Source organism: Proteiniborus ethanoligenes, assembly GCF_900107485.1.
Lineage (GTDB): Bacteria > Bacillota > Clostridia > Tissierellales > Proteiniboraceae > Proteiniborus > Proteiniborus ethanoligenes.
Genome location: NZ_FNQE01000007.1, coordinates 1 through 17,436 on the forward strand (window position 1 = coordinate 1; position 17,436 = coordinate 17,436).

14 protein-coding genes are annotated in these 17,436 nt (G+C 33.6%); all 14 read right to left on the reverse strand.

The window, feature by feature from the left end; genetic code table 11:
- Positions 1-670: 670 nt before the first annotated feature.
- Complete coding sequence (locus BLV37_RS03985) at positions 671-3,910, reverse strand: type I restriction endonuclease subunit R (protein ID WP_208975194.1); 3,240 nt, start codon at positions 3,908-3,910, stop codon at positions 671-673.
- Positions 3,911-3,986: 76 nt separating this feature from the next.
- Positions 3,987-4,190 carry a hypothetical protein gene (locus BLV37_RS03990; RefSeq protein WP_091727603.1) on the reverse strand — a complete coding sequence of 68 codons (204 nt, stop codon included), beginning with the start codon at positions 4,188-4,190 and terminating at the stop codon, positions 3,987-3,989.
- A gap of 81 nt (positions 4,191-4,271) precedes the next feature.
- Positions 4,272-5,495, reverse strand: a complete 1,224-nt coding sequence (locus BLV37_RS03995; RefSeq protein WP_176967864.1) for a restriction endonuclease subunit S — start codon at positions 5,493-5,495, stop codon at positions 4,272-4,274.
- Positions 5,488-5,658, reverse strand: coding sequence for a hypothetical protein (locus BLV37_RS14975; RefSeq protein WP_176967865.1), 171 nt, complete (start codon positions 5,656-5,658; stop codon positions 5,488-5,490). Before BLV37_RS14975 ends, BLV37_RS03995 begins: the two co-directional genes overlap by 8 nt.
- Positions 5,648-7,285, reverse strand: coding sequence for a class I SAM-dependent DNA methyltransferase (locus BLV37_RS04000; RefSeq protein WP_091727608.1), 1,638 nt, complete (start codon positions 7,283-7,285; stop codon positions 5,648-5,650). Before BLV37_RS04000 ends, BLV37_RS14975 begins: the two co-directional genes overlap by 11 nt.
- Positions 7,286-7,400: 115 nt before the next feature.
- Complete coding sequence (locus BLV37_RS04005; RefSeq protein WP_091727611.1) at positions 7,401-7,994, reverse strand: helix-turn-helix domain-containing protein; 594 nt, start codon at positions 7,992-7,994, stop codon at positions 7,401-7,403.
- Between the two features lie 274 nt (positions 7,995-8,268).
- The gene (gene arcC / locus BLV37_RS04010) at positions 8,269-9,207 is read right to left on the reverse strand and encodes a carbamate kinase (protein ID WP_208975195.1); all 939 of its coding nucleotides are present in this window, start codon (positions 9,205-9,207) and stop codon (positions 8,269-8,271) included.
- A 99-nt stretch (positions 9,208-9,306) separates the two neighbouring features.
- Positions 9,307-10,494 carry a CaiB/BaiF CoA transferase family protein gene (locus BLV37_RS04015; protein WP_091727616.1) on the reverse strand — a complete coding sequence of 396 codons (1,188 nt, stop codon included), beginning with the start codon at positions 10,492-10,494 and terminating at the stop codon, positions 9,307-9,309.
- A gap of 133 nt (positions 10,495-10,627) precedes the next feature.
- Positions 10,628-11,422: a cyclase family protein gene (locus BLV37_RS04020; RefSeq protein WP_091727619.1), complete on the reverse strand. Its 795-nt coding sequence runs from the start codon at positions 11,420-11,422 to the stop codon at positions 10,628-10,630.
- Positions 11,423-11,507: 85 nt separating this feature from the next.
- Positions 11,508-12,770, reverse strand: coding sequence for a YlbE family protein (locus tag BLV37_RS04025; protein ID WP_091727623.1), 1,263 nt, complete (start codon positions 12,768-12,770; stop codon positions 11,508-11,510).
- Positions 12,771-12,806: 36 nt separating this feature from the next.
- Positions 12,807-12,977 (reverse strand): fdrA domain protein, encoded by a 171-nt coding sequence (locus BLV37_RS04030; protein ID WP_091727626.1) that lies wholly within the window; start codon positions 12,975-12,977, stop codon positions 12,807-12,809.
- A gap of 17 nt (positions 12,978-12,994) precedes the next feature.
- Entirely contained in the window at positions 12,995-14,551 is a 1,557-nt protein-coding gene (gene fdrA, locus BLV37_RS04035) for an acyl-CoA synthetase FdrA (protein ID WP_091727628.1), read from the reverse strand.
- Complete coding sequence (locus tag BLV37_RS04040; RefSeq protein WP_091727631.1) at positions 14,544-15,515, reverse strand: oxamate carbamoyltransferase subunit AllH family protein; 972 nt, start codon at positions 15,513-15,515, stop codon at positions 14,544-14,546. The genes fdrA and BLV37_RS04040 overlap by 8 nt, the downstream gene beginning before the upstream one ends.
- A gap of 181 nt (positions 15,516-15,696) precedes the next feature.
- Positions 15,697-17,400 (reverse strand): PucR family transcriptional regulator, encoded by a 1,704-nt coding sequence (locus BLV37_RS04045; RefSeq protein ID WP_091727634.1) that lies wholly within the window; start codon positions 17,398-17,400, stop codon positions 15,697-15,699.
- Between the last annotated feature and the right edge of the window lie 36 nt (positions 17,401-17,436).

A 17,436-nucleotide genomic window follows, 5' to 3' on the forward strand; every position in this document is an offset into this window, starting at 1 on the left:
GAATCTTGAGAATCCTATAGTACGCAATATCAATTCTATTACTAATTTAAATACTTTAGGTCATATTACACTTTTATCCTTGGCTCTTGCGGCTATTGCTGATAATCAAAAGGATAAAATTAGGTCCTTAACTAAGTTTAAAAAAGCTTCATAGTAATTTCAGAGCCTACTCTTTTGGTTTTTAGAATTCAGAAATACCAACCTTAGCTTTGCTATGCACTTTTTGTTTTATTTTCTTTTAAAATTTCCATTTTCAAGACAAAACCTATTATTTTATGTCTGTTCTAGATGAGTATATATTTGATATTTAATTTTAAAGTTTCTCTAGTCAAATTTTATTAATTATGCTCATCTCTATAAATTTAAATCAACAAAATTATTGCATTTAAATACAATTAGATTTTATTAAAAGTTTATTATTATTATTTATTTAATAAATAAGTCTTTATGTATAATATACTATTATTGTAAAATGTTGTCAATACGCTTTTCTTGATTTTTTTTATTTTTTCAATTATGATAAATACGTGATACCTATGATATCTATAAGGATTTGAAATTTATTTTTATTTATTTACTAAAAAATTAGATTACCTATAAGGAATAATGCTTGTTTATGAATATTTAATATAACAATAATTTGTTTCATAGTTTATAAAATTGTCCAAGTCTACCTCATCAAATAATCCTGATTCTCCTCTGCCACTTTATCATACTGACTTTCTTCCATATATATATTTCCGCACATTTTTTCTGCTTGTCTCATTACGACTTTTAGGGCGTTTTTTGCTTCTTCTGGTGGATAGTCGTATTTGGCTAGAAGTCTTTTTATGATCCTTCTCATACCTGCTTGGGCACTTCTTCTTATGCTCCAGTCTATGGTAATGTTGTTTCTAATGGCTACAGTTAGTTCTTGGGCTATTTTCTTTAAGGTTTCGTCATCCATGATTTTTTTAACTACTTCGTCTGCTGTTAGTGCATAGTAAAATGCTATTTCATCTTCATTAAGTCCTAATTCCTTTTCTTCTTCGTTTGATTTTGTTATTTCATGAGCCATTCTGATTAGTTCTTCTATTACTTCTGCATTGGTTATTGCTTGGTTACGGTATTTATTTAGAGCTTTTTTTAGTTTTTCTGAAAACTTTTCAGATTTTACTAAGTTTCTCTTTTCCATTGATTTTATATTACCTTCTAAGAGTTTTTTAAGCATTTCTACTGCTAGGTTTTTATGCTTCATTCCTCTGACTTCTTCTAAGAACTCCTCTGATAATATAGATACATCTGGTCTTTTTAGTCCCATGGCATCGAATACATCTATTACCTCTTCTGATATAATGGAGCGTTCTAACATTTGATTAATCCTTGCTTCAATTTCTCTTTTTGATTTTTTGGGCAATCCTTTTTCCTGAAGCTTTGATAAGCTTGCCTTTACTGCTTTAAAATAGCTTACTTCTAATGCTTTTTCTTTTCCTACTTCTGTGGCTGCACATAAGGAATGAGCTTTTGCCAGTTCTATGGCTATATTTTTAAATTCTTTCTGTTCTTTTTCTGGTTTACCAAGGATAAAATCCATTCCACCTGTAATGGCTCTTATTCTTTCAACTTGTGAGTCTCCCATGTATTTTGAATAATCATAGCCATGCATCATATCTTGAAGTATCTCTAGCTTTTCTAGCATTATAGATACAGCTACTGATGTGTCTATTCCTGTATTTTTCTTATCTGAATCTGTATATTGTTTTAAGGCTCTTTTTAGGCTTTCAAAAATACCTATATAATCTACTATTACTCCACCTGATTTGTCTCTAAATACTCTATTTACTCTTGCTATTGCTTGCATTAGATTATGACCTTTCATTGGCTTGTCTATATACATGGTATGCATGGAAGGTACATCAAAGCCTGTTAGCCACATGTCGCGAACTATTACTATTTTCAGCTCGTCATTATTGTCCTTCATTCTCTTGGCTAATGTTTCTCTTCTTTGCTTGCCGCCTACATGTTTTTGTAGTCTTTCATTATCTGCTGCCGAGCCAGTCATTACGACTTTGATTTTACCTTTATCTAAGTCGTCACTATGCCAATCTGGTCTTAGATTTACTATTTCATCATAGAGGTCTACGCATATTCTTCTACTCATGCATACAATCATTGCTTTACCATCTATGGTTTTTGATTTTTCTTCATAATGATTTACTATATCTTCTGCTAGTTTTTTGATTCTGTTAGGTGAGCCAACTACTGCTTCTAGTCTTGACCATTTAGCTTTGCTTTTTTCTCTTTCAAGCTCTTCTTGCCCTTCTGTAACCTCTTCGAATTCATCATCTATTTTTATTATTTCCTCTTCGTCTGTATCAAGTTTTATGATTCTGTTCTCATAGTAAATCCTTACTGTTGCTTCATCTTCAACTGCTCTTGTCATATCATATGTATCTATATAGTGTCCAAATACTGCTGTTGTAGAACGATCTTCTAAGTCTATAGGTGTTCCTGTAAATCCTATAAATGAAGCATTAGGTAGTGCGTCTCTTAAATATTTAGCATAGCCATATTTTACTTCTCCAGTCTTTATATCTGTTTTAGGTTCTAGTCCATATTGGGACCTATGTGCTTCATCTGCTATAATAATCACATTTTTTCTATCTGTTAAAACTGGCATATCTCCATCTTCTGGTGTGAATTTTTGAATAGTAGTAAATATGATCCCACCTGATTCTCTGTCATTTAATAAATCATATAGTCCGTTTATTTCTTTTGAATTGCTGCTTAGCTGTTGGGATTTTTGAAGTTCTGTAAGCTTTCTCACGTCTGCTTGCTTTGGTGTTTGTCTTAATATATCTTGGGATTTGGAGAAAGTTTCAAATAGTTGGTCATCTAAATCATTTCTATCTGTAATTACTACTATGGTTGGATTATTTAGTTCTTTTACTAGACCTGCTGTATAAAATACCATTGAAAGACTCTTTCCTGAGCCTTGAGTATGCCATATAACTCCTATTTTTCTATCTCCATCTTCGCTGGTGGCTTCTTTTGTTTTTTCTATGGCTTTTTTTACAGCAAAATACTGATGATATGCAGCGAGTATTTTGATTATAGTTTTTCTATGCCCTATTTTGTTTCCATATGTATCTATTTCTTCTTCCTTTGATTCGTGAAATAATATAAAGTTTTGGATTATATCTAATAGTCTGTCTTTTGCTAACATACCGCCAAATAAAACTTCATACTGTGGTTTTGAAAATGGCTCAATATTCTCTCCGTCAACGCTTCTCCAATTCATAAATCTTTCTTCCTTTGAAGTTATGGTACCTGCTTTTGCATTGATTCCATCAGATAATATACAGAAACCATTGTAATTGAATAGTGAAGGAATATCTTTTTTATATGTTTGTATTTGATTGTATGCCTGTTCTATACCTACATTTTCATCGCTGGCCGATTTTAGTTCTATGACTACTAATGGAATACCATTGACAAATAGTATAAGGTCTGGTCTTCTTTCTTCCTTTTCTATTATGGTGAATTGATTAGCTACTAAAAATTGATTGTTTTCTGGATTGTGAAAATCTATGACATAGGCTCTTTTTGTTCTAATATGTCCTTTTTCCTGATAGGATACCTCTATACCTTCTACTAGAAGCTTGTGAAATGCTCTGTTGTTTTCTTCTAGCATTGGACTATTAAAGGTTATTATTTGTCTGTATGCATCTTCTAATGCTTCTTCTGGTAGATCTCTATTGATTCTAAACAACGCATCTTTTACTCTTCCTTCTAAGATAACTTCACGATAATCTTTTCTCTCTGGATATTCTCCATCACAGGATATGTCTGGTGCAAATACATGTTCATATCCTAGTCCGTGTAATATCTCTATAGCAGCTTTCTCTAAATAATCTTCAGTAAAATTCAAATGATTTCCCCCTTTCCCTGTTTTCAGTCAGTCGGAATTTCCGAACAACTGATTTTTATTGGATTTAGTTAAATAGTTATTTAAACAATTTCTTAAACAATTTAAAAATATCAAAGGTAGTTCTGTTGTAAACTTTGTTATACATATATTTTTTAGGATTTCTAACCCAGCCATAGCCTTTAGGCATTTTTAATCCTGCCCTATGGACTACTTGTCTTTTTATGCTTGTTCTTGCTGATATTCGCTTTTTAAGACTTGGTTTTCTAGGTCCGAATTTCATAGATATCACCTCTTTTTGAATTGAGAATTGAGAATTATGTGAGCTAAGCATTATTAATTCTCAATTCTTAATTGTTGATTATTAATTATCTATTGGTACTCGTATTTCTCCTGACATTAGTTTGGGTAGGAGGGTGTCTCGGAGATAATTAAGTTTTTCATTTTCATCACATTTATTTGAATGAAGAAAAAATATACTTCCAATAAGTTTCTCATATTTTTCTAATATTTCTGATACAGGAATTAAAACACTGTAATTTTTAATATCCGTTTGTGTAATCAATGGTTGCGTAGATCCTCTGTTTAAAGCAGAATAATCGATTGCGTTAAGTATCTGGTAAATGTACTCATATGCTTTTGATTTAATAATTAATGTGTTGTCAGATGCCCATATCTTTCTATTGAATCTTTGAACAACGCCATGAGTTCCAACTCTTCCAATGACCAATACTTGTTCATTGAAATTGTAATCTTCAGAATATCCCATAATTGAACTTGCCCCTATTAAAGGGAAAATAAAACTTTCATCTTTTGATTCAGATTTTTTGGCTGGACGTTTTCCACTTGTAATTTCAATTAAATTGCTTAATATCCCTACTTCCCACCCTTTAGGAATCATGCCTAATTCGCTCTCTATCATTTCTCCGCCACTGGATTTGTAAGGTTCACCGTTTTCGTTTGGGAATTCAAAGTCTATGAACCAGTGCTTGAAAATAGTCTGTGCCATTTCCTCTAATTTTTTGTTGATTTGATTGTTTGCCTCTATCTTTTCGTCTAGGGTTGAGAGGATGTTGGCTATGGCTTTTTGTTCTTCTAGGGGTGGAACTTGTATTTTAAATTCCTTTACAATTTTTCCTGATACCTCCTTGAAAGTTGACCCTCCAGCAATATTTTCAAGTTCGTATCTTTTTATCATCATTAAATAATATAAAAATATATTATTTGCTTTTTTTTCATTACAAACTATACTTTTAAATCCTTGATTTGTACACATGTCTTTGCCAGCTATTGCAAGATATCCTATAGGTGCCCTTGAACTAAACAATATTGTTCCTTTAGGAATTATTTTAGCACTTGAATTATCCAAACCTCTTTTAGTTATACTTCTTTCGCCTTTAAAAACATATCTTCCTGAATGATTTGATAAATCTTTTGGAGTAATCCACGAAATGTCTCCATTCCAATAATCTTCAATTGTAGTTTTTGGAGTTCCTCCCCCTACTACATCGCCTATTTCTTGAATTTGATTAACTTCCCAATCCACAGGTATTACGCCAACTTCAGTGTTCTTCCACTCCCTACTCACAAACTTCACCTACTTCCAAGTCAAAAGAGGGATTCTTCGCTTCGCTCAGAATGACAAATTCTTTATGAATTCTCAATTCTCCATTCTCGGTTCTTATTGCTGGAGAGCAAAGCTCTCCCCTACATAATTCTCCATTGTCAATTCTCAATTTGCTATATCCCATACCCAATCCCCCCTAGATTCTTTCTTATTTCTTCTTCTAGGCGTTTGGATTTGGCGAATAGCTCGGATAGTTCTGATGTCAAATTCTCCATTTTATCTTCAAAAGGTATTCCGTCATCTTCTACTTCTTCTATACCTACATATCTGCCTGGTGTTAGGATATATTCATGTTCCCTTATTTCTTCTATGGTTGCACTGTAGCAAAAGCCTTTGATATCTTCGTATCCACCATATATTACCCCACCTTCAGCAACCAAAGGCAATTCTTCATTTTCTACCTTTTTCCCTGGAGAGCTAAGCTCTCCTCTACTTGTATAGTAGATAGATTCTTCACTTTGTTCAGAATGACTGGCTTCGTTTCTCCATCTATGATATGTGTCTGCTATTTTTCTGATGTCTTCATCTGTTAGTTCCCTATGTCTTCTATCTATCATTTCGCCAAGATTTCTGGCATCTATGAATAAGACTTTATGTTCTCTTCTTCTGTATTTTGGATTGTCTTTTTTGTTTCTGTTCAATATCCATAATGATACTGGTATTCCTGTAGAGTAGAACAGTTTATCTGGCAATGCTACTATAGCATCTACTAAATCCGATTCAAGTAAATTCTTTCTTATTTCTCCTTCGTTGGATGTGTTAGAGCTAAGTGAGCCATTTGCTAGTACTATTCCTGCTACTCCATTTGGTGCTAAATGATAAATCATATGCTGTAGCCATGCATAGTTGGCATTGCCTTCTGGTGGAACTCCATATTTCCATCTTACATCATCTGTAAGTCTTGCTCCACCCCAATCACTAACGTTAAAAGGGGGATTTGCTAGTATATAATCTGCCTTTAAGGTTTTATGTAAATCATTATGGAAGGTATCATCATGATGTGGTCCTAAATTAGCATCTAATCCTCTTATGGCAAGGTTCATTTTGCAAAGCTTCCAGGTAGTAGAATTGAGTTCTTGACCATAAATAGATAAATTCTCTACTCTTCCTTGATGTTCTTCTACGAATTTTTCAGATTGTACAAACATACCGCCTGAGCCACAGCAAGGGTCGTATATTCTTCCTTCATAGGGTTCTATCATTTCTACTAAGGTTTTAACTACTGATGTAGGTGTATAGAATTCTCCTCCACTTTTGCCTTCTACACTGGCAAATTGACCTAGGAAATATTCGTACACTCTACCTAGTAAGTCTTTTTCTCCATTTTTATGAAGCTTGATTGCGGATATTAAGTCTATTAGTTCTCCTAGTCTTCTTTTATCTAGTTCTGGTCTTGCATATCTTTTATCTAATACTCCCTTTAGTGTTATATTTTCTTTTTCTATTGCTATCATAGCATCATCTATATATTGACCTATTTTAGGGTCCTTTGCATTGTCTTTTATGTAATCCCATCTAGCCTCTTTTGGTACCCAAAATATATTTTCATATGTATATTCATCTCTGTCTTCTTCGAAACCTTCTCCTTCTTCTACTAGTTCTATGTATTTAGTTTCAAATTTGTCTGAAATATATTTTAAAAATATAAGTCCTAATATTACATGCTTATAATCACTGGCATCCATACTGCCTCTTAATTTGTCTGCTGCTTTCCACAGGGTTTCTTCAAATCCAATGTTTGCTGTTGTCATATGTTATCCTCCTTTGTTGGTGTTAATTTTTAAAAACATGAGATTCTTCACTAGCGTTCAGAATGACAAGTTCTTCTTCCTTGAGAGCAAAGCTCTCCCCTACATGATCCTCAATTTAAAAGTTATGGTCATCAAATACTTCAAATATTTCTTCTTCAAATTCATCTTGTTCTGGACTACTGGCTACCCAGTCTGGTATTACTTCAAAGTAATGGGCTAGGGCTTCTATGGTTTTATGAACTATGACTTCATGTTGAACTTTTTCTAATAGCTCTATGATAAGTTTATATGTATCCATATAAGGGTTGTTATCTACTACATCTAAAGTTTCTTTAAACCTTGATACTAGTTTTGCCTTTTCTATACTTCTTTCAATAGTGTTTATTTCTTCTTTATCATATATAGGTACTTCTACAATGTCATTGATTTCTCCTACCATAAATTGTTGTTCTTGTTTTTTTATTACTGGTTTTAAATCTCTTTTTAGTTTTTCTTTTTGAATTTCTAACTTATCTATTTCGTCTAATTCTTTTGTAAAATATTCTTTTTTAAGTCCAAATATTTCTTCAAGGATGGGTATATATTTTTTTGGTATATTTTGCTTGCCTTTAATCCACATATTTATATTTTGCTTTCTTATGCCTAATCTTTCTGCTAGTTCTACATGCTGCATATTGTAAAGGTTTAATATATATTCTAATCCTATCAAGCGTCCACCCCCAATTTTCTGTCTACTAATTCGGTCAATTTACTTATATTATACTTTTAAATATTGTCTTAGTCAATATTGTTGCTAGGAGAATTTGTCTATTTATTTAGTTTCTAACTTTAAGGGTAAAAAATGCACCTATCTTTATGGATAGATGCACTTGTTTTTAGATTTTTGATTGTTTTATTACAGTTTAGAGATTCCTCGCTTCGCTCGGAATGACAAAAGTACTTCACTCGAAATGGCAAGAGTACTTTGCTTGGTATGATACAACCTACGCCTCTATTATAGTTCCACTCTCACCTTTTAATGCTTCTTTTGCTTTGTCTAGTGATGCTATTACTGCTTTTCTACCTGGTTTTGATTCTGCGAATTCTATGGCTGCTATTACTTTTGGAAGCATGCTGCCTGGTGCAAAGTGTCCTTCTGCTGCATATTGTCTCATTTTCTCTGGTGTTACTACGTCTAATTCTTTTTGATCTGGTTTGCCAAAGTTAATAGCTACTCTTGGTACTCCTGTAAGTATAACTAGTATGTCTGCATCTGTGTCTTCCGCTAATCTTTGTGATGCTAAGTCTTTGTCTATAACTGCAGCTGCACCTGATAGCTTTCCATCTTCTTCTATTACTGGTATACCGCCGCCACCTACTGTTATAACTATATTGTTGTTATTTACTAGAGTTTTTACCGTTTCTATTTCAACTATTCTTTGTGGTGTAGGAGAAGCTACTACTCTTCTATATCCTCTACCTGAGTCTTCTACCATTACATAGCCTTTTTCTTCTGCTATTTTGTCTGCTTCTTCTTTAGTATAGAATGGACCTATTGGCTTTGTTGGGTTTTTGAAAGCATCGTCATCCTTATCTACTACTACCTGCGTAACTATTGTAGCTACTGGCTTGTTTATTCCTCTACTTCTTAGCTCATCCCCTAGTGCTTGTTGCATATGATATCCTATCATTCCTTGACTCATAGCTCCACATACGTCAAATGGCATAGCTGGTGTTACACTGTCTGCTACTTCGTTTTGAATAACTATTCTGCCTACTTGTGGCCCGTTACCGTGAGCTACGATAAGGTTATAGCCTTCCTCAATTATATCCGCTAAATACACTGTTGTTGTTTTTATTACCTCCAGCTGTGCCTCTGCTGTAGCTAGGCTGTCTGGTGCTTGTAAAGCATTTCCTCCTAATGCAACTACTACTTTTTCCACTTGCATCCCTCCCAGAAAATTATACAATATTTTGTAAAATAATACTATTATTTTTTATCTGCTCAGAAATTTAGGCTCCCCTTTAGAGGAGCCTATATGCTAAAGTGCTTTTTCGTCTCTTAAGCTTTGAATCTTTTCGTCATCATATCCTAATAATTCTTTTAGTATTTCTTCTGTGTGTTGACCTAATAAAGGTGCTGGTGTTCTTACACTACCTGGTGTATCGCTTAGCTTTATAGGCACTCCAGGCATTTTAAGATTTCCTGCAACAGGATGCTCTACTTCCACTATCATTTCTCTAGCTATTACTTGTGGGTCTTGTAAAACTTTATCTATAGTGTTGATTGGTCCATTTGGCACCCCTGCTTTATCTAAGATCTCAAGCCACTCTTCTGTTGTTTTTTCCTTCATTGGCTCTGCTATTAATGGTCTTAATTGGTCATAGTTTTCATTTCTTAGTGGGTTTGTTGCAAATCTTTCATCATTTATTAGTTCTTCTTTTCCTAATACTTCACAGAACTTAGCCCATAAAACATCGTTTCCTGCTGCTACTACTACTTCTCCATTCTTTGTATCAAATGGTTCAAAAGGTACTATAGAAGGATGTCTGTTTCCTCCTGGTTTTGGTGCTTCACCTGTTACTACATAACGTGCAACTGCATTTTCAAGTATTGCTACTAGAGAATCTAGCATAGCTACATCAACTTTTTGTCCTTTTCCTGTCTCATGTCTGTTGTTTAGTGCTGCTAGTATACCTATTGCAGTAAATAAGCCTGAGTTTATATCTGCTATAGATGAGCCTACTCTAACTGGCTTGCCACCTTTTTCTCCTGTTATGCTCATGATACCGCCCATTGCCTGTACTACTGAGTCATATGCTGCTCTTTGACTATAAGGTCCTGTATGGCCAAAGCCTGAGGATGCTGCATATATTATCTTTGGATTTACTTGGGATAGGTAGTCATAGCCTAGGCCTAGCTTTTCCATAGTTCCAGGTCTAAAATTTTCTACTACTACGTCAGCTTTTTTAACCATTTCTAAAAAGGTTTCTTTACCTTTTTCTGATTTTAGGTTAAGTGTTATACTTCTTTTATTTCTATTAAGGCTCATAAAATATGCACTTTCATCTTTTACATAAGGGCCAAAAGCTCTTGAATCGTCTCCTGTACCTGGCATTTCTATTTTAATTATATCTGCTCCTAGGTCACCTAGTATCATAGTTGCATAAGGCCCTGCTAATACCCTGGTCAAGTCTAGTACTTTTATATTATCTAAAGCTAGTTTCAATATGTTCGCCCTCCTTACTTAATAGTATTTTAGATTCTTCGCTCATAATGAAATGAAGAATAAATAATATATACTTAATTAAATAGCTACCCGCCAAAGGCGGGTAGTCCATTTAGTCTATATTTCTAGTTAATTATTCAGCGTCAAAAGCTACGATACGGCAGAATGCTGATTCTCCACCTTCAAATTTCCAAGGGAAGCAACCGATGATTAGACGTTTGTTAAGTACCTTATCGATTTCTCCACCTAGGTTTTCAGCATGGATTATTTCATGTGGTTTTGGGAATACTTGAATATGCATTGCTTGGTATACATCTGGCCAAGGATACATTTCGTTTAATGTTTTACCATATTTTGCTTGCATGTATCTGTCTGCTGCTTCTGCTTCTTTTGGTTCCCAATCACGAATCTTAGTGTTCATTGGATGGTCTGCTGAACCACAGTCTACTCCGATCCAAGCGATTTCCATTTCTTTTACCCAATCAACAAAGTCCATTGATGGTCCTGGATGTCTTAACATATATCTTTTTTCGTCTGCTTCTGGGCTTTCCCAGCCATATTTATGGTACCCAGTATTGATAATAAGGATGTCTCCTTTTTTAACTTCTACTCTATCCATAATATCTTGTGGAGTGTAAATTCCATAATCTTCAGCTATATCTGATAGGTCAACTACTACTCCAGGTCCTACTAATTTAGTTAATTCTAATGATGCAATATCTCTTCCTGCTGTATCAAAATGTAATGGACCATCTAAGTGTGTTCCTACGTGATTTGATGTAGTGATTAATTGTCCATTAGCACCATTTGGTGATAATCTTTTAAAGAATTTAACTTGAAGTGGCTCATAAGTTGGCCATGGTGGTGTTAAATGACTTGTGTTTTGAGTTAAATCATACATTTTTACCTTATCCCAATTTTGTAACATGATAAATTCCTCCTTGTATTTTAAGTATTTTTTCTATAGACTCTACCTCTGTGGATAGAGTCTATAGTATGTTTATTTAAAAAGGTTATATTGCACCTTCTGCTTCCAACATTTCAACAAAAGCTTCTAATGCATCCTCGAAGCATTTCATAGGTGGATGAACTAAACCTGCTCCAACTTGACCTACTCCTGCATCTTTGTGTGCAATACCTGTGTTGATTATTGGGCGAATGCCAGTTTCAACTACCTTTTGTATATCTATACCCGTTGCTGACCCTCTGAAATCAAGAACTGGTATTTTATATGCATTATTTTCTGCTTCAGTTATTTCATACATTGATTTTGAGTAGTTTAATGCGTCTTGTGGTGTTCCTCCAACGAATTGAACTATTGGTATAGCAGCTGCCATAGCAAATCCGCCTATTCCACATGTTTCAGTTATAGCACTGTCTCCTATATCTGGGTTTGCATCTTCTGTTGAGTATCCTGGGAAGTATAGTCCATCTATTATTTCTGCTGGAGCTGTGAACCATCTGTTTCCTAATCCTGCTACTCTTATACCAAACTCAGTACCATTTCTAGCCATAGTATATAAAAGAGTACTGTACTTAGTGTTTGCCATTGGCTCTAATGAACATTTAGCTGCTGGCATTGTTAAGTTTAGGAAGAAGTGGTCATTACTATGCATGAACTTAAGTACTTCTACCTTGTCAGCTTCTGAGAAACTAGTTTGTACTATATATGGTGCTAATTCTCTTATTAATAATGATGTACCTGCTTTATTTCTATTATGTCCTTCATCGCCCATTTGAATTACTTGAGCTATCATTGTTTTTAGGTCTATTTCGCCTGAAAGCTCTAGAGCTGCTTTAAGAACTGGTCCTAATACTGTTTCCATCCATTTAAGTCTAGTGATTACTTCTTCGCCATATGCTCCATAACGAAGAACTTTTCCTAAGCCTTCATTTAATGTACAGTAAGCGTAGTTTCCAAAAGTTTTGTTTTGTACTATCCATACAGGCATTGAGTAAGTAGTTACTCCTGCCATTGGACCTACTGAATCATGATGGTGGCAAGAATCAAATGTAATTTCTCCTGATTCTGCTAGTTTTACAGCTTCTTCTTCATTTGCTGCAAGTCCTTCATAAATAAGTCCACCTATTACTGCTCCTCTCATTGGACCACTCATATTTTCCCATTTTACTGGTGGTCCTGAGTGCAATACAGTTTTTTTAGTCATTCCTGGTACGTTTTCACCTACTGTTCCTATACCAACAAGTGTAGGTTGAGCACTTAACAGCTTTTCTATAGCTTCCTTGTTAGCTTGCGCAATTTTTTCAGCTATCATTTATATCACTCCTCTTGATTTGTTAGTTTTTATTATCTATTTCAATCTTGATAAAAGTGAAGCCAGTTTTTTATTTCCTCCTGCAGCTGGTCTCCAATTCACATGAATTGCAGAAACCTTTTGCTTTTTCAAATCATTATAGAAGGATTCGAGTCCTATATTGACTACTTTAAGTTCTTCTTTGAATAGTTTATTTATATTTGACATTTTCATACCCTCCAAACCTATTTAATTTTGTTAAGGATAAGTCCTGTTAATCTTACAGCTTGAGCATTTGAAGGCATTACTATTACTCCTGCTTCTTCTAATCTTCTTTGTGATTCTTCAAGACCTTGTGGATCATTTTCTGTACCACAGATTGAGCCTACTACACAAAGATGTCTCCCTTTACTTGCCATTCTTTCTTTGGCTGCTTTTATTGCTGGAAGCATTTCTCCTACTGGATCTTCGTGTGATCCATATCCTAATACAAAGTCCATAAGAACTACTGCTACCTCTTCGTCATCTTCTTTTGTAAGACGCTCTACTCTCGCTACTGGATCTATCATTGGGTGAGGTCTTCCTTTTGTAAATTCATCATCACCAAAGTCTATACATGTATGCTCTTTGCTTACTTTTGCATCTTCTAGCTTGTATTCAGGTGATAATGGTATGTTTGAGTATATGTTTTCTATATCTGCACTAAGTAGCTTCATTGCTTCATCTGTTAATGTTCCACCTGTGTAGAAGCCTCTTAGATATTTTTGATCCTTGTGGAGTTTGCTAACTTCTCCAGCTACTATTTTTTCAATTTCTTCATCTGATAAGTCAAAGCCTTCAAAATCTTTAGCTTCTTCTCCTCTTAATAGAGCAACTGCTTTTCTTGCAGCATCTTCAAGAGATACACAAGCATGTGCACCATATTTTTCTATTAGCTCTCTATCTCCACCTATGAAATCTACTACTACTGGCTTTGGTGAATTTTCAATAGCCTTCATTACTTTTTCAGCTACTTCTTCTGCTGGTGGCTTTGATATAAGAACTATTACTTTTGTTTCTGGGTCGTTCTTTAATGCTTCTATTCCTTGTAGCATCATAAGTCCGCCTATTTCTGATTTAAGGTCTCTACCGCCAGTTCCAATTACTTGAGATACTCCTTCTCCTAGCTTGTCTATTATAACTGTTACTTCTTGTGTTCCTGTACCTGATGCTCCTACTACTCCTATATTACCTTTTCTAATTACGTTTGCAAATGCTAATGGAACATTATTTATTATAGCTGTTCCACAGTCTGGACCCATCATTAGCAGGCCTTTTTCACAAGCTAATTCTTTTAATTCTTTTTCTTGCTCTACTGTTACGTTATCACTAAACAGCATTACATGTAAATTGTTGTTTAGTGCTTTTTTTGCTTCTGCAGCTGCATATTCTCCTGCTACTGAGATAACTACTATATTAGAATCTGGGCTGTGGTTTATAGCAGACTCTAATGTTGGTGGCATATAGTCTGAATCACTGCTTTGCTTCTTTTGGCTAAGTAATCTGTCTACTTCACCAGATATTGTTTCGATTTGTACGTTATCATCTGCAAGAACACTTACAAAGAAGTCATTTGGAGTAAGCTCTTTAATTTCATCATTTGTTATTGCAAGATTTTCAGCTAATTCTTTGTTTAAATCTGTACCCATACCTACAAGTGCTTCTTGAACTCCGTCTATTTTTTTAATTTCTTTTGAAATAAGCATCAATGTAACTGAATCATAGTATGAATTTTTTCTTATTTCAAATTTAACACTACTCATTACTATCAACCTCCTGTTGTATTAGATTAAATATTATACAGCTACCAACATATATACCTGATATGATATCTGTCCCCGAAGTAGCTCCAAAGCTAGCAACTTTTCTTAAGTTATTGTATAGCTCATCTATGGGGCTATTAGTTAATAAGGAAAGCATTAAGTTCCTTACATCCTCATTGACTTCGCCTAAGGAAGCAAACATAAGCATTTCTTCACTAACTAATGTGGTTTTGTTTTTTATATGTTTAACAATAGCTTTGTTAAGCTTTAAAGCTTTTTCTGTTTGTTGATTAAAATAAGAAAAAAGATATATTCTGGAGACCATCATTCCTGATATAAAGTCATCCATAGAAGGAGTTAATCCTACACCAAACCCAACTATTCTTTGAGCTCTTGAGGAAATATTGTCTATATCCTCTTTAATATAGCTGTCCATAAAGTCTAAAAACCGTTCTTTAATAAATTCTTCATTTCTTCCAAGGGTGATATTATCTGCTAGAATTGTATCTATTCCTTTTATTTTTCCCCTAAGGACCTGCAGCAACGGATAGATTCCTTCTTTACTGCCTTCATTCAATAGAAATTCACCTATTTTTTTGATTTTAATGGAAACGTTTTCTGTTAAATCTTTTCTCAATTTCTCATTTGTAAACAATATTGGTTTTTTATCCCATAGAAAAGCTTTTCCATAATTAATCTTTTTATTTAAATCTTTAATCAAAACATAATCTTGGTGAAATTCAAGCTCTTGACCTCTTTCAAGTCCTACATCTATAAATGAAATCTGGTCTTTTAGCTTTATTGAATGAGGTGCCATAGGCTTATTTGAGCTTAGAAAAGAAATAAGCCTGTTGTCTCCATCTAATACATTAAAGCTATTTTCAAATACAGAATGCACCTTGCCTTTTACATAATGCTCTTGTATTTCTTTATATAGATATTGACAAATATGTGATGAGTTCATTAAATCATATCCTCTAACAAATGAGTTTTTTATACTCTATTAACATGATACCCTATTTTGGTCATTTATTCATTATATAGTCTACCTAAATATTGACCCTATCTTTTGTTACAAATTTATAAACAACGCATATATTATAAGTATTGGCAAAAAACTTCCTCAAGGGATAGAGGAAGTCTGACTATTTCTTGTTGCATCTTTCATTTTCTTGCATTTCTAATATCTTTAAGGATATCTGGAAATTTAATCTGTCATTATAATTCTCAAAATCAATACCTGTAATCTCTTTTATTCTCTGGATTCTATAGATAACTGTATTGTAGTGAGTATACATTTCTTCTGATATCTTTTTTAAATTTCCTGCACATTCAAAGTATTTATTAAGAGTTTCTATTAGTTCTGTTCCTTTTTCCTTGTCGTATTTTACTAAAGGCTCAAGTATTTCTTTATAAAACTGATTTAGCTCTGGCTGAAGCTCTTCATAGGAAAGAATTCTATATATACCTAAGTCATCATAGTGAGTTATTATCTTGTCACTAGAATGTTTTTGACATTCTACAGCTCTAGTAGCCTCTCTATAGCCCTTCCAAAGCTCATTTGAGTTTTTATAATTTCTCCCTATTCCGATGGAAATTTTATCGTTTATATACTCATATTCTGCATATCTTAAAAGCTCATTGCAGAAGGAGTTAATTTCTTGCTTTATCTTTGAGTTTTTCGCTTCAGGATCTGTGCCAAAAAGTAATATTATGCTATTGCTTTTATTTCCACATATAATCCTTTCTTTTCTAGTCTTTGATATTCTTTTAATAATACTCAATAATCTAACATTTATCTGCTGCAAATAAGCATTAGAATCAACATTATAGTGACTAAAGATTTCATTGTTACTTACAGATATAACTATTACTGAGTAGCCTAGCTTTGTATCAAAATCAAAATAAGAAGCTCTTTCTAATGCTTTTTTATGTCTAATCTCTTCACTTGAAAATAAATCCTCAAAAAACTCCACCTTATGTTTGCTTTCTATTTCAAAGATTGATATCTTCTTAAATAGGTCTAAGGCTATCATAGGTGTAGAAGCTTCTATAACCTTCAGTTCTACTGGAGTCAATGGTTTTTTGTCCTCCCAGATATATATGCAGCCATATTCTCTGTCCTTTGTAAAAATAGGAATAGTAATTCTTTGGATTTCTTCATTTCCTAATATATCTATATCCTTAGTATGAAGTAATTTTTCGTTATATTTGTCTTTTGTTTTTTCCCTCTTTAAAGTCTCTGCTTCAATTATTGCTTCAATATATTTTTTCTTCTCTGGCTCACATAGTATTACACTTGTTTCAAATATATATTCTTTTATTGCCATTGAATTTCTATCTATACTTTCATAAAATGCCCCTGCTATTTCCTTTAGGCTTCCTCCGTTTAGCATTACATTTATTAGCTTATTATGAATGCTGTCTATTCTACATAAAATATTAGTCTGATTGTTGACAATTTCTGTTAGAGCTTCACCTATGATACTAGAATAAGAAGAATCAAAGGGTATTTCTATTAATGGAAAGCCCATTTCATTTGCCTTTCTAAGTATATCATCAGGAATATCATTAATATATCTTCTAGTCTTTATACCTAAGCCTGCCAAGCCTTTTTTATTTAATTCAATAATAAGCTCTTCTAAAACTGTTAAATTATTTCTAATAGGGTAGGCTGTCGTAAGGAGAAACTCACCTTCTTCAACCCAGTCTACTATGTCCGGTACTTCCATAACATTTAATTTTGTTATTTTCCTATTTAATCCAGTTACTCCTGCTAATACCTTAGCTTCTTTCATAGTTTCAAGCTCTAACAGCTCATTTACTGTAATCCCTGAATATCTGTACATATTTTCACCAACCTTACAACATAATCATACCCAAAA